This window comes from Pseudomonas sp. dw_612 (assembly GCF_018449725.1).
Taxonomy (GTDB): Bacteria; Pseudomonadota; Gammaproteobacteria; order Pseudomonadales; family Pseudomonadaceae; genus Aquipseudomonas.
In genome coordinates, this window is sequence record NZ_JAAVVC010000001.1 from 159,542 (window position 1) to 173,241 (window position 13,700).

The 13,700-nt window shown below is 60.2% G+C and carries 9 protein-coding genes and 2 pseudogenes; 9 read left to right on the forward strand and 2 right to left on the reverse strand.

All coding sequences use genetic code 11. The features are described 5' to 3' along the window. Positions 1 to 469: 469 nt before the first annotated feature. From HB680_RS00695 to HB680_RS32590, 7 genes and pseudogenes are all read left to right on the forward strand, one after another. Positions 470 to 1,630, forward strand: a complete 1,161-nt coding sequence (locus HB680_RS00695) for a PotD/PotF family extracellular solute-binding protein (protein WP_213936694.1) — start codon at positions 470 to 472, stop codon at positions 1,628 to 1,630. Positions 1,631 to 1,841: 211 nt separating this feature from the next. Further along, on the forward strand, positions 1,842 to 2,777 hold the full coding sequence (locus HB680_RS00700) for an ABC transporter permease (RefSeq protein ID WP_213936695.1): 936 nt from the start codon (positions 1,842 to 1,844) through the stop codon (positions 2,775 to 2,777). A 29-nt stretch (positions 2,778 to 2,806) separates the two neighbouring features. Further along, positions 2,807 to 3,598 carry an ABC transporter permease gene (locus HB680_RS00705; RefSeq protein ID WP_213936696.1) on the forward strand — a complete coding sequence of 264 codons (792 nt, stop codon included), beginning with the start codon at positions 2,807 to 2,809 and terminating at the stop codon, positions 3,596 to 3,598. Between the two features lie 5 nt (positions 3,599 to 3,603). Beyond that, positions 3,604 to 4,683 (forward strand): ABC transporter ATP-binding protein, encoded by a 1,080-nt coding sequence (locus tag HB680_RS00710; RefSeq protein ID WP_213936697.1) that lies wholly within the window; start codon positions 3,604 to 3,606, stop codon positions 4,681 to 4,683. 114 nt (positions 4,684 to 4,797) lie between these two features. After that, positions 4,798 to 6,384, forward strand: a complete 1,587-nt coding sequence (locus HB680_RS00715; RefSeq protein WP_213936698.1) for a GMC family oxidoreductase N-terminal domain-containing protein — start codon at positions 4,798 to 4,800, stop codon at positions 6,382 to 6,384. A gap of 152 nt (positions 6,385 to 6,536) precedes the next feature. Further along, a pseudogene (locus HB680_RS33060) lies at positions 6,537 to 6,668 on the forward strand (metal ABC transporter ATP-binding protein); the annotation flags it as partial. A gap of 465 nt (positions 6,669 to 7,133) precedes the next feature. Continuing rightward, a pseudogene (locus HB680_RS32590) lies at positions 7,134 to 7,211 on the forward strand (DUF4381 domain-containing protein); the annotation flags it as partial. A gap of 4 nt (positions 7,212 to 7,215) precedes the next feature. Here the strand turns inward: HB680_RS32590 and HB680_RS00720 are convergent. Both HB680_RS00720 and hisD read right to left on the reverse strand, forming a co-directional pair. Continuing rightward, positions 7,216 to 9,330: a methyl-accepting chemotaxis protein gene (locus tag HB680_RS00720; RefSeq protein ID WP_213936699.1), complete on the reverse strand. Its 2,115-nt coding sequence runs from the start codon at positions 9,328 to 9,330 to the stop codon at positions 7,216 to 7,218. Positions 9,331 to 9,510: 180 nt separating this feature from the next. After that, entirely contained in the window at positions 9,511 to 10,794 is a 1,284-nt protein-coding gene (hisD, locus tag HB680_RS00725) for a histidinol dehydrogenase (protein WP_213936700.1), read from the reverse strand. A 390-nt stretch (positions 10,795 to 11,184) separates the two neighbouring features. On the opposite strand from hisD, the gene HB680_RS00730 reads away from it, so the two are divergent. Next, positions 11,185 to 11,901 carry a ThuA domain-containing protein gene (locus HB680_RS00730; protein ID WP_213936701.1) on the forward strand — a complete coding sequence of 239 codons (717 nt, stop codon included), beginning with the start codon at positions 11,185 to 11,187 and terminating at the stop codon, positions 11,899 to 11,901. Continuing rightward, positions 11,898 to 13,685 carry a thiamine pyrophosphate-binding protein gene (locus HB680_RS00735; RefSeq protein ID WP_213936702.1) on the forward strand — a complete coding sequence of 596 codons (1,788 nt, stop codon included), beginning with the start codon at positions 11,898 to 11,900 and terminating at the stop codon, positions 13,683 to 13,685. Before HB680_RS00730 ends, HB680_RS00735 begins: the two co-directional genes overlap by 4 nt. The last annotated feature ends 15 nt before the right edge of the window (positions 13,686 to 13,700 follow it).

Sequence of the window (13,700 nt, forward strand, 5' to 3'; positions counted from 1 at the left end):
GCCGCCGCCCCGGCTCAATTTCGCACACCCGGTAAAAGAGACGCAGGTTGACGCAGCTGATCGATCCCCCTCACCCGTTCAGGGAGAACTATGGTTAGGGAGGGTCTGCTGCGCCGATTAGGTCACTTTGATGCGTCAGAGTGCGTCGCTTTTAAAGATGCTGCGAAATTGAGTGCTCTGCCTGCCAGGCCAATACTCGATCCATGAAAACAACAAGCCGAGCCTATCAAGCGCTGGGCGCGCCGCTTCAAGGCTTGACCTCGCAACACGAGGAAAGCGGCGCCGCCCAGCCAAGGAAGAGTCAATCGGATCAGTGGAGGTCAACTGCGCAATGCCTGTTGCACCCGGCATTTTCGCGCCGCCCGCCTCCCCAGCTGCAAAGGACCCATGCTGGCCATAACACTGCCGATCTACAGACATTGCTAGTCGCAAAGCGTTTGCTAACAACCACCCTAGGCAGGAACTCGAAATGAAAAAAGAAACAGAGACGGGTTATGGCTTGACCGGCATTGACCTGGATTCGATCAGCTTGAAACGGCGCACGTTTTTGCTCGGGGCCGCCGCCTCTGCCGTGGGGTTGTACGTGGGTTCTTTCGTGCCCAGTGCGTTCGCCGCGTCGGGCGGGCATTTGGAGATTCTTGGCTGGGAAGGTGAAACCGGTGACGCGGAACTGGCTGAATGGCGCAAGCAGCGTGGCATCACCGTGCGCTCCAGCTACGCCAGCAACCAGGACGACATTACCGCGCGGCTGGCCGGTTCCGATCCGGTGCAGCTTGACCTGACCATGTACGCGTTGGGCTACGAGACCATCTACCAGGAAATGGGCCTGCTCAAGGCGATCGACACTTCGAAGATCCCCAATTACTCGCAGGAAAATACCGTCCCGCTGTTCTACAAGGGCAAGCGCTGGTTCTGGGATGGCAAACAGTGGGGCGTGCCGCTGCTGTGGGGCATGAACACCATTGTCTACAACCCGAAAAACGTGAAAAAGCCGACCGAGTACAAGGACCTGCTGGACCCGAAACTGAAGGGCAAGCTGACCTTCGTCGATGACGGCACTTCCAACTGGTCCCTCATCGCGATCATTGCCGGCTACGGCGACAAGTTCCCCAACCTGACCCGTGCCGAGTTCGACGACGCCTTCGAAAAACTCAAGCCGTATCGCGATCAATGCCGCGTCTTTGCCGCCTCTTCGGGTGACGCGGTGTCCTTGCTGGTATCGGGCGAAGTCGACGCGGTGTTCTCGGCGTCAGCCAACACCCCGAGCGAAACCGTCAAACGCGGCGTGACCACCGCGCTGTCCGTTCCCAAGGAAGGCGCGGCGCTCTGGTGCGATGCCTTGTTTATCCCGAAAACCGCCAAAGACGTGCCCCTGGCGCTGGAGTTCATCAACAAGACGCTCGAGGCGGAAACCCAGGCCAAGATGGCGACCACCATGTTCTCGGGCGTGGTCAACCAGAAAGCCGTGCCGCTGCTGCCCGATGACCTGCGCAACACCTTCGACTACGCAAACCTCGACAGCTTTTTCGAGAAGTCGAAACTCTACGGCCAGCCGCCCCTGAGCTCCGACAAGTATGTGACCTATGCTGAATGGATCGATCAGTGGGCGAACTTCAAAGGCTCGTTCTAGAGCCGCCGGCAACCCGGTGCAGCGGAAGGTTGGTTTGAACGGACGGTGACCGGAGCGCGCGTGTTTACGGGCACGCGCTGCTCCGTTTGATGAGGGCGATGCAATGGCCTGTCGACGCCATTCACAACGCCCGGAAACAGCACACGTTACGCCGTGCATGCGCTCGCCAAAGCGCCCTCGTTATCGATAAAAAAGTAAAGGCACCCTAATCATGAACGTAGTCAACAACAGCGAGCCCATCCTTCTTGATGAACGGGAATCGCAGGCCGGTAAACACGTGAAAATCGACAAGAAAACCCTGAGCGGTTATTTGCTGGCGTCGCCTCCCCTGTTTTTCCTGGTTGTGTTCTTTCTCATCCCGTCGGTGCTGCTGCTGGTCGCCAGTTTCTGGACTGCCAAGACCTTCAGCATGGAACCGGCCGCGACCCTGGCCAACTATGCCAAGGCCCTTGGCGCCAGCGGGTTTTACGACTCGCTGTGGATCGCGCTGCAAAACGGTTTCTGGACCGCCGTGCTGTCCACGGTGATCAGCGCACCAGTGGCCTATTACATCGTGTATCGCACGCGCTCCAACGCCGTGCTGTATCTAGCGTTGATCTCGTGGTTTTCCAGCTACCTGGTGCGGGTTTACGCCTGGCGCTCGATCCTGGGCACCAACGGCGTGATCAACTCCACCTTGCTGCACCTGGGGCTGATCGACCAACCACTGGACTGGCTGGTGTTCAGCAAGTTCTCCGTGGTGTTGACCCTGGTCCACATCATGTTGCCCTTCACCCTGTTGCTGCTGGTGTCGGGCTTGCGCGACATCAAGAAGGATTACCTCGAAGCGGCCGCCGACCTCGGTGCCAGCGGCGCGACCATCCTGTGGCGCGTGATCATGCCGATGGCGCACAAGAGCATCGTCAGTTCGTTCATGTTCACCTTCGTCCTCGCCGCCAGTGACTACGTCACACCGCAGTTACTCGGCGGTCGAGATGCCATGACCACAGGCCTGGTGATCGCCAACCAGTTCCGCTCGGTGGGTAACTGGCCACTGGGTGCGGCGATGGCCTACCTGCTGTTGATTGTCTTCATGCTGGTCTATGCGCTGCTGCTGGGTGTGTTGCGGGCGGCCAACCTGGCGCCCGGCAAGCGTTACCACGACTGAATGCCGCCCATAACAACAAGGTGACCGCCATGATCAGACTCTTCACTTACGTTTACATGCTGTTTCTCTACGCGCCGATCGCGATTATCACGCTGTTCAGCTTTCACTCGTCGGCCTCGTTGTCGTTCCCGTTCGAGGGCTTCTCTACCCAATGGTATGAGGCGCTGTTCAGCAGTTCGGACTTCATGACGGCCCTGACCAACAGTGCGATTGTTGCCGCCGGCTCAACCATTCTCACCACGCTGCTGGGCACGTTTTCGGCGCTGGCGCTGATGCGCATGAAAGGCCGGGTCAAAAAGGTCTTTGCCTTCATGAACTTCGCCCCCATCGCCCTGCCCGGTCTGTTCCTGGGGATCGCGCTGGTGATTTTCTTCTCGTTGATCGGCCTGCCGCGCTCGCTGCTGACGGTGGTGATCGGGCATACGTTGTTCACCTTTCCGTTTTTCGTCGAGTCCGTGCGTTCTCGCCTGGAATACTTCGATCTGTCGTTCGAAGAAGCGGCCCGGGACCTGGGCGCCACGCCGCTCAAGGCGTTCTGGCTAGTCACGCTGCCGATCATCGGCCCGACGATTGCCGGCGCCGCGATCCTCGCGGTGGCGCTGTCGATGGACGAATTCCTGATCACCGTGTTCGTCACCGGCAGCGACACCACGCTGCCCCTCATGATTCTTTCGATGATGCGCCGCGCCGTCAGCCCAACCATCAATGCCGCCTCGGTATTCATGCTGGTCGTGACCATCGCCATCATCGTAATCGCCGGCCTGGTCATGACCTTGCGCCGTCGTCGTCTCGAACTTGAACGTGCTGAAACTGCAGAGTAATCGCCATGAGCAACAGTATTGAACTGACCGGAATCTCCAAGAGCTACGGTGGCCTGACCGCCTTGGGCAAAGTCGACCTGACCGTCAAACGCAACGAAATCCTGACCTTGCTCGGCCCCAGCGGCTGCGGCAAGACCACCCTGATGCGCATCATCGCCGGCTTCGAAGAGCCCACCACCGGCAAGGTCGTGATCGACGGCAAGGACTCCACGTCCCTGCCGCCCGAGCAGCGCCCGGTGAACATGGTGTTCCAGAAATACGCGCTGTTCCCGCACCTCGATGTGTTCGATAACGTCGCGTTCGGCCTGCGTCTGAAGAAGAAACCGAAGGATGAGATCAAGCGTGAAGTGACCAAGGCCCTGGAATTGGTGCAACTGGATGGCTTCAAGAATCGCTGGATCTCCGAGCTCAGCGGCGGCCAGGCGCAACGGGTCGCCCTGGCGCGGGCGCTGGTGAATCGCCCCGCCGTGTTGCTGCTCGATGAACCGCTGGCGGCGCTGGATTTGAAGATTCGCCACCACATGCTCAACGAGATCAAACGCATCCACGAAGAGACTTCGACCACCTTCGTTTATGTGACCCATGACCAGGATGAAGCGATGATCCTGTCGGACCGCGTGGTGTTGTTGAACAAGGGCGGCATCGAGCAGATCGGTGGTCCGCAGGAGATGTACTGGTCGCCGCGCACACTGTTCGCCGCGAAGTTTTTCGGCGACACCAACATCGTCAACGGCACGTACGGGCTGGGCGATACCAGCAATGGATTTGTCGATCTGCCGTTCGGTCGTTATGCGCACACAGCCAAGAACAGCCTCGGCGCCGGGCCGGTGAATGTTTCAATCCGTCCTGAAACCATCGGCCTGGAGCCTGCCCTTGGCGCGACGCTGGCTGACGGGGCATTTGCCGGGAAGGTGAAGGACACGTCGTTTATCGGCAACCGGGTGATTTACCGGGTGGCGGTGGCCGGCGGCACCATCGATCTGAAATGCCAGCAACTGCCGACTCCGGGCAGCCTCACGCTGCCGCCCGGAGCAGACGTGGCGCTGACCTGCAAGCCGGATAGTTTTGTGGTGATACCGGCGTAAACACAAACCCCTGCCGATTTCAGCACGGGATCTATCAGTCACTTCAGCGCTGGATCATTCGCTCTTGCACAAGAGCATGATCCGGCGTTTTTTTGACCAGGACGGTACACAACAATGGTCGACTATATCGTCGTCGGAGGCGGGTCAGCCGGGTGTGTGATTGCAGCACGCCTGAGCGAAAATCCGCAGGCTTCGGTGATCCTCCTCGAAGAAGGTCCGAGAGACAGCCACCCGTTTATTCATCTGCCGGTCGGTTTCTACAAGACCAGCCAAGGCAACCTGGTCGAGCATTATCCATGGGAGCCGCCAGCGGACTATATCGGCACCGCCAATCCCACCATGGTGCAGGCGCGTGCGCTGGGCGGCGGCAGTTCGGTCAACGCCATGGTGTACCTGCGCGGGCAACCCGCCGATTACGACAGTTGGGCCGCCGCCGGTGCCCAGGGCTGGGCCTACCAGGACGTCCTGCCCTTCTTCCGCAAATGCGAGATCAACGACCGCTTCAGCAACGACGCCCACGGCACCGATGGCCCGCTTGGCGTCAGCGATCAGCGTTACACCCATCCCTTGACCAAGCGCTGGCTGCAAGCCTGCCAACAGGCTGGATTGGCCTATAACGCCGACTTCAATTCCGGGGTGCAGGACGGCTGTGGGTTGTATCAAATCAACGCGAAAAACGGCCTGCGATCGAGCACCTCCATCGCGTACCTGAAGCCTGCGCGCAAGCGACCGAACCTGACGGTGAAAACCAACTGCCGGGTACTGCGAATCCTCATCGAAAAGGGGCGCGCGACGGGGGTTGAATATGTGGAGAAAAACCAGCGTCATGTGCTCAGGGCCGAATGCGAAGTCATCATCAGCGCCGGGGCGATCAACTCACCGAAACTGTTGATGCTGTCAGGTATTGGTCCGGCCGATCACCTGCACGAGAAAGGCGTCCAGGTGATGCATGACCTGCCTGGGGTCGGGCAGAACTTGCAGGACCACATTGAGGTGTCCTTGATCAATGAACTGCGCCGCCCCTTGAGCTACGACAAGTACAAAAAGCCACACTGGAAACTCGCTGCCGGCTTGCAGTACGCGTTGTTTCGGGAAGGCCCAGTGACCTCCAACGTGGTCGAAGGTGGCGCGTTCTGGCGCACGTCGCTGGCGGAGAACCGTGCGGATGCGCAGTATTGCTTCATGGCCGGCGCCGGCGTCGAGGCGGGCGTCGGCTCCGTCCCCGGCGGCAATGGCTGCACCTTGAACGTATGCCAGACCCGCCCGCGCTCGACCGGCGCGGTGCAACTGCGCAGCGCCAACCCCATGGACCAGCCGTCGATTCAACCCAACTACCTGAGCGATCCCTTCGATCTGGAATGCATGGTGCAAGCGACCGAATTCGGCCGCCACATCATGTCCCAGAGCGCCATGGCCGGGCACATCCTGCGCGAGCACGTCCCTGCCGACCCCTTGCGTACCCACGACGATTACCGCACGTTCGTACGCCAACAAGCCCACGCCGCCCTGCACCCGGTCGGCACCTGCAAAATGGGTGTGGACGACATGGCGGTGGTGGACAACACGTTGCGGTTACACGGAATCGAAGGCCTGCGCGTCGCCGACAACTCCATCGCCCCGAGTTTGTGCTCCAGCAACACCAACGCCCTGGCGATCATGATCGGCGAGAAAGCGGCAGATCATATTCGGCGTGGCCATTAACCCGCTTTCACAGGCGATCTGTGCCAGACGCAGGTTTTGTGAGCGACGCCATTCCAGTGTGGGAGCGAGCTTGCTCGCGATAGCGGTGTGTCAGGCAGCGATGATGTTGACTGACACGCCCTCTTCGCGAGCAAGCCCGCTCCCACAGGGGGATCTGTGCCAGGCGCAGGCTTTGTGAGCGACGCCATTCCAGTGTGGGAGCGAGCCTGCTCGCGAAAGCGGTGTGTCAGGCAGCGATGATGTTGACTGATACTCCCTCTTCGCGAGCAAGCCCGCTCCCACAGGGGGATCTGTGCCAGGCGCAGGCTTTGTGAGCGACGCCATTCCAGTGTGGGAGCGGGCTTGCTCGCGAAAGCGGTGTGTCAGGCAGCGATGATGTTGACTGACACGCCCTATTCGCGAGCAAGCCCGCTCCCACAGGGGATCTGTGCCGAGCCCAGGTTTTGTGAGCGACGCCCATCCAGTGTGGGAGCGGGCTTGCTCGCGAAAGCGGTGTGTCAGACGACGATGATGTTGACTGACACGCCCTATTCGCGAGCAAGCCCGCTCCCACAAGGGGATCTGTGTCAGGCGCAGGTTTTGTGAGCGACGCCATTCCAGTGTGGGAGCGGGCTTGCTCGCGAAAGCGGTGTGTCTGGTGACGGTGATGTTGACTGTGCCAGAGCCATCGCGAGCAAGCTCGCTCCCACAGGGGGATCTGTACCAGGCGCAGGCTTTGTGAGCGACACCAATCCAGTGTGGGAGCGGGCTTGCTCGCGAAGGCGGTGTGTCAGGCGACAATGATGTTGACTGACACGCCCTCTTCGCGAGCAAGCCCGCTCCCACAGAGGGTCAGACCTTGAAGTTGTTCATCAGCAGCTGTTGCTGGTTCGCCAAGTCGTTGAGGGATTGGCTGATCCGGGCCGATTGATCAGCCTGTTCCACCAATGCGCCCGTCACATCCCGGATCGCCGAGACGTTGCGGTTCACTTCTTCGGTCACCGCGCTCTGTTCTTCCGCCGCGCTGGCGATTTGCAGGTTCATGTCGGTCATGATTTCGATGTTCTGGCTGACATGGACCAAGGCACCGACCGCCTCCAGTGCCTGGGCAGCGCTGGCGTCGGCCTGGCGGTGCTGACTCTGCATGGCATTCACCACCTCGCGCGTACCGCTTTGCAGGCTTTCGATCACGCCCTGGATCTCACTCACGGAATCCTGGGTGCGCTGGGCCAAATGGCGAACTTCATCCGCCACCACCGCAAAGCCGCGCCCTGTTTCCCCGGCCCTCGCCGCTTCGATGGCGGCGTTCAGCGCCAACAGATTGGTCTGCTGGGCGATGGTGCGAATCACATCGAGCACGCTGCCGATTTTTTCACTGCTGTCGGCGAGCTGGCGGACTCCGCTCATGGCGCCGCTCATGTGATCGGCCAGCAACTGAATGGAATGCGCAGCCGTCTCGATCGTACCTTTGCAGGACCGCGCAGCGACGTCGCCATTGCGCGCAGCGGTCGCGGCCATGGACGCGTTGCGCGCGACGTCTTGAGAAGTCGCACTCATCTCATGGGCAGCGGTGGCGACTTGCTCGACCTCGCGCAGTTGTTGCTGCATGCCGCTGCTGGTTTGAGTCGCAATCGACGACGCCTGGTCTGCGGTGGATCGGGTCTCCAAAACACTCTGACTGACCTCGGCAATGATCGGCTGCAGCTTATCGAGGAAGCGATTGAACCAGCCCACCAGCGCGCCCATTTCATCGCGGCGCTCGGCGTTCAACCGGCGAGTCAGGTCACCCTCGCCATTCGCGATGTCTTCCAGCATGACGGACACCCGACGAATAGGCCGAGTGACGCTGACCGCCAACAACCCCATCAACAACGTACCGGCCACGGTGACCCCGATCCCGGTGGCCACTTGCACCATGATCGACCGGCGATTGGATTGCTCCATCACCTGCTGCATCTCTGCGACCGAGGCCATCAGCGTGGCGCGCGGCACTTCAATGACGGTCATCCACTGGCTGGCATTCGGGATCGGCGAAAACGGCACGACGAGCATCACGTTGGCGCTGTCAGGCTCATCGAGGGTCAGGGTTTTACCCGACTTCGCACCTTCGAACATGTCAGCGGCCTGTCGCGGATAGAGGTCCTTGATGGATGTGCCCAACGCCGCAGGATCGCCGCTTTTACCCATGACGGCACCGGCGGCGCTGACAAACGTCAGTTGCCCCTGACCGTCGAACAGCGAGGTACTGGCTTTCTGCGCAATGTTTTGCAGGCTGCTCAACGGCAGGTCGATGCTGACCACACCAAGGAATTTCCCACCATCCATCAATGGGATCGCGATGCTCGACGTCAGGGTCGGCACAGCGTTGAGCTGGAAGGTATAAGGCTCGATCAGGCACGCCTTGCGGGTTTTCTTCGGGCAATTCCACCAGGCTTTGCCGGGATCGCCGTCGTCGAGCATTTCCTTTTCATCGAGGACGAAGTTCTGCATCGACGACACATACACCGCAAACCGACCCTTGGTATTGCCAGTGAAATCCGCGCCATTGATCGCGCTGCCGTCCGCGCCGTCCAGCGCATTCGGTTCAAACGAAATGCCGACGCCGAGGATCTCCGGCGTGGTCGCCACTTGCGCGCGAATCAAGCGATACAGATCGCCACGCAGCTGCGCCGGGGCCAAACCATTTTGCTTGGCCTGGCGGCGCATCATCACGACCTGGGTGGCCAGGGAACGGGTGAACATCAGGCTGCTGAGGAAGCGCTGCTCAATCCCGTTGGCCTGCAAGGCCCCCATCGCCTCCAGGTATTGCACGGAGGCCTGGGACAGCGCCTGGGTACTGGACGCGCTGACCACCGCCGAGGTGTCGCGCATCTGCTGAATCGAAAACCCCACCAGGCAAAGCACCATGACAAACAGGCAACTCCCGGCAGCCAGCGTAATTCTTGTTTTGATCGACAAGGTTCCCATCGCATCGCCTCACTAAAATCCAGCCTGGAACAACGAGTTCTTTCGCGCGCTTCAAAAAAAAGCTCCCCATACGGAGAGCCTGAAAACACTTGGAAAGACGGTGAGAGTGACCAGCAGCAGCGAGAAACGACCCTTTTTCCCGCTACCCGCTTGCCAAGTGCTGCAACTGAGCAACAACCCTCAAGCGGGTTTCTTGTAGCGACGAATGCGGATATCCGCCTGCTCCTTGTGCCCGGCAAAACCTTCCATGCCGCACAAGCGCGAGCAGTATTCGCCGACCAGCACCGACGCTTCGTCCGTCAGCACTCGCTGATAGGTGCAGGTCTTGATGAACTTGCCGACCCACAATCCACCGGTGTAACGCGCGGTGCCGGTGGTGGGCAGGGTGTGGTTGGTGCCAATCACCTTGTCGCCGTAGGAAACGTTGGTCCGCTGACCGAGGAACAGCGCACCGTAGTTGGTCATGTGTTCGAGGAAATACAGCGGCTCGCGGGTCATCACCTGAACGTGCTCGGAGGCAATCCGGTCGGCTTCCTGCACCAGCTCATCGACGGTGTCGCACAGGATGATTTCGCCATAATCGCGCCAGGCGACCGAAGCGATCGGCGCGGTGGACAGGATGGCCAGCTGACGCTCGATTTCCGCCGGCAGGGTTTCTGCGAGTGCCGGGCTGTTGGTCAGGAACACCGCAGGCGAGTTGACGCCATGCTCGGCCTGGCCCAGCAAGTCGGCGGCGATGATTTCCACGTCGGAGCTGTCATCGGCAATCACCAGGGTTTCGGTCGGACCGGCGATCAAATCGATGCCGATTTTGCCGAACAGTTGGCGCTTGGCTTCCGCGACATAGGCGTTGCCTGGGCCGACGATCATGTCCACAGCTTTGAAGGTGTCGGTGCCCAGGGCAAACGCGGCAATCGCCTGCACCCCGCCGACGCAATAAATCTCATCGGCACCGGCCAGGTACATCGCGGTGACGATGGCCGGATGGGGTTTGCCGTCAAACGGTGGCGCTGCAGCGACCACGCGTTTCACGCCAGCAACTTTGGCGGTCAGCACGCTCATGTGCGCCGAGGCCAGCAACGGGTATTTGCCGCCGGGGATGTAGCAGGCCACCGAGTTCACCGGAATGTTACGGTGCCCGAGGATCACGCCCGGCAGGGTTTCAACTTCGACGTCGTGCATCGAAGCTTTTTGCACTTCGGCAAACCGGCGCACTTGCGCCTGGGCAAATTTGATATCGCCGAGTTCCTGCTCCGACAGACTGGCGACACACGCCGCGATTTCAGCGTCGGTCAGGCGGAAGGACACGGGATCCCACTTATCAAATTGCTTCGAGTATTCGCGTACGGCGGCGTCGCCGTTTTTGCCGATGTTGGCGATGATTTGCTCAACGGTGTCGCGGACTTGGGAGGCGATTTCGGCTTGAGCTTCGACAGGCTTACTTTTTTTCAGATAACGAATCATCAATTTGCTCCAGGTGGTTCTTGAGCGCACGCCAGATGCACTCAGCATTGGCGACCATCTTTTCGTACCCCTCTGCCCCGGGCAATTTCGCAGCCTCCTTATTGATGACGCGATCTGACGCAGCACAGACGCAGTGTTGAAGCACTGCCACGATAACTGCCGTTATTCGTATAACCTTTTCTTATTAAAACCCGCAAAGCGCTGCGTCCGCTGACTTGTCGGATTGCCTGCGAGCCTTACTCCACAAGGCCTAAACCCCATATAACAAGGGCTTTAAGCCTCCTCCATGAAAAAACCAAAACAGGCATTGACTTAGCCATTCGGAGTGATAGCTTAAATAAGCGGTTATACGTATAACCTAATAATCACAACTTGAAGAGGTGACCAACCGTGAGTCGAGTCTTGTATCTATTCGGTGGCTGGCCCGGCCATTACCCCTACGAAATTGCTGCATGGGCCCGGACCGTTTTCCAGGAACTGGATTTCGAGGTCGAAGAGTCCACCGACATCTTCACACTGGACAGGGACTTGACCGGTTATGACCTGATCGTGATCGGCTGGAACAACGCTGTCACCACAGAAACCCTGACCGCTTCCCAGGAAAACCGCTTGCTCGAAGCCGTCGAAAGCGGCACCGGGCTGGTGGGTTGGCACGGTGCGGGCGCGGCGTTTCGCGCCAGCCTCAAGTATCACTGGGTGCTGGGCGGCTCGTTTCTCGAGCACCCGATGGGCGAAGGTTTTCCCCATCCGTACCAGGTCAACATCATCGACCGCAGCCACGAAGTCACCCAAGGCGTCGAGGATTTCGAGGTGCGCTCCGAGCAGTACTACATGCAGGTCGACCCGAACATCCACGTATTGGCCGAAACCACGTTCGACGGTAATCCGTTCCCGTGGATCAAGGGCCATCGCAGCCCGGTCGCCTGGGTTCGCCAGTGGGGTCAGGGCCGGGTGTTCTATCACTCGATCGGCCACGACACGAGCAACCTCGCCGACCCGAATATCCGCCGCCTGACCAAGCAGGGCCTGAACTGGGCAACCCGCGGCCGCGCACAAGGCACCGGCAACACCACCCCGCTTTCATCAACCCAAGGAGTCCTGTCATGACTAAATTGACCGGCAGCCAGATCGTGGCTCAAACCCTGAAAAACTATGGCGTCGAATACGTCGCCGGCATCCCCGGCCATGGTATCTGGACCCTCACCGACGCCTTCCTTGAAGAAGACTCGAAGCTCAAGTTCATCCAGGTCTTCCACGAACAGAGTGCGGTGCACCTCGCGGACGGTTACTACCGGGTTTCCGGCAAGCCGATGGCGGCGGTCACTTCCATCGGTGCCGGCGCGGCCAACACCGTAATCGGCATGGCCACCGCGTTCACCGACTCCACCAGCCTGATGCTGATCACCGGCGGGCCGCCCACTCACATGCGCGGCCACGGTTTGTTGCAGGAGCTGGAACGCTACACCGACAACGACTTCCCGAAAATCGCCGAAGCCGTAACCAAGCGTCACTGGGTCGCGACCCGCGTTGAAGAGCTGCCGTTCATGATGCATCGGGCCTGGAGTGCGATGGTCACGGGCCGCCCAGGTCCGGTTCATCTGGAAATCCCGATGGACGTTCAGGCCGAAGCCGCCGAAGTGACCCTGCACGCTTTGGAAGAACGCACTCCGATCGGCAAGTGCTTCCCGGATCCGGCGGCCACCGCCCGTGCGGTTGAAGAGCTGAAGACGTGCAAGCGTCCGGTGCTGGTGATCGGCGGCGGTGTCATCACCGGCGAAGCCAGCGCTGAAGTGCTTGCCCTGGCCGAAGCCTGGAAGATTCCGGTGGTGACCACCTGGAATGGCAAAAGCGGCTTCCCGGAAGATCACCCGCTGTTCGCCGGCAGCGTCGGTCAGACCGGCACAATGTGCGGTAATACCGTGGCGTCCACCGCCGATGTGATCATCGCCGTGGGCTGTCGCTTCACCGACTGGTCGTCGTCGAGTTATGCCAAGGGCGTGACCTTTGCGATTCCGCCGTCGAAGCTGATTCACATCGACATCGATCCGCACGAAATCGGCAAGAACTACCCGGTGACCGTGGGCATTTGCGCCGATGCGAAATACGCCCTCGCCCACATCGTCGAAGGCTTGAAAGGCCAGACCGTGGACCGCGAGGAATACCTCAGCGACCTGCGCGGCTATCAGGACGAGTGGGAAACCAAACTGGCGGGTCGTCGTGATTCCGACCGCTTCCCGTTTACCTCGCAACGTCCGCTGGGCGCACTGCGCAAGATCTTCCCGCGGGACACCATTGTGGTGGTCGGCTCCGGCAACACCCAGGGCGCAGTCAAGCAGACGTTCCCGGTGTACACGCCGCGCACACACCTGACCTCGGGCGGCTTCTCGTCCATGGGCTGGGCCGTGCCTGCCGCCATCGGCGCCAAACTGGCAGCACCGAACCAACCGGTGGTGTGCATCCTCGGCGACGGCGACTTCCTGATGACCTCCCAGGAAATCGCGATCTGCGTGACCAACAACATTCCCGTGGTGTTCATGATCCAGAACAACGCCGGGTACATGTCGATTCGCGGTGGCCAGCGCAAGCAGACCAGTCGCCACATCGGCACCGAGTTCAATCACCCGGACGGCACACCGTACAGCCCGGATTTCAAAGCGGTCGGCGAAGCCTTCGGCCTGAAATCCTACCGCGTGGAGCGCCCTGAAGACCTCGAGCCGATCCTGCAGGAAGCCCTGGACCTGAACGTGCCGGTGCTGATCGAGATCCCGACTGACCGTGACGCCGCAGGTCCTTGGGTGCCGGGCTGGTGGGACTTCCCGATTCCGGAGTACATCACTGACGAACGCCAGGACGAATACCGGGAACTGCGCAACTCCGAACAGCACCTATAAGCACTGGAGCAGCTC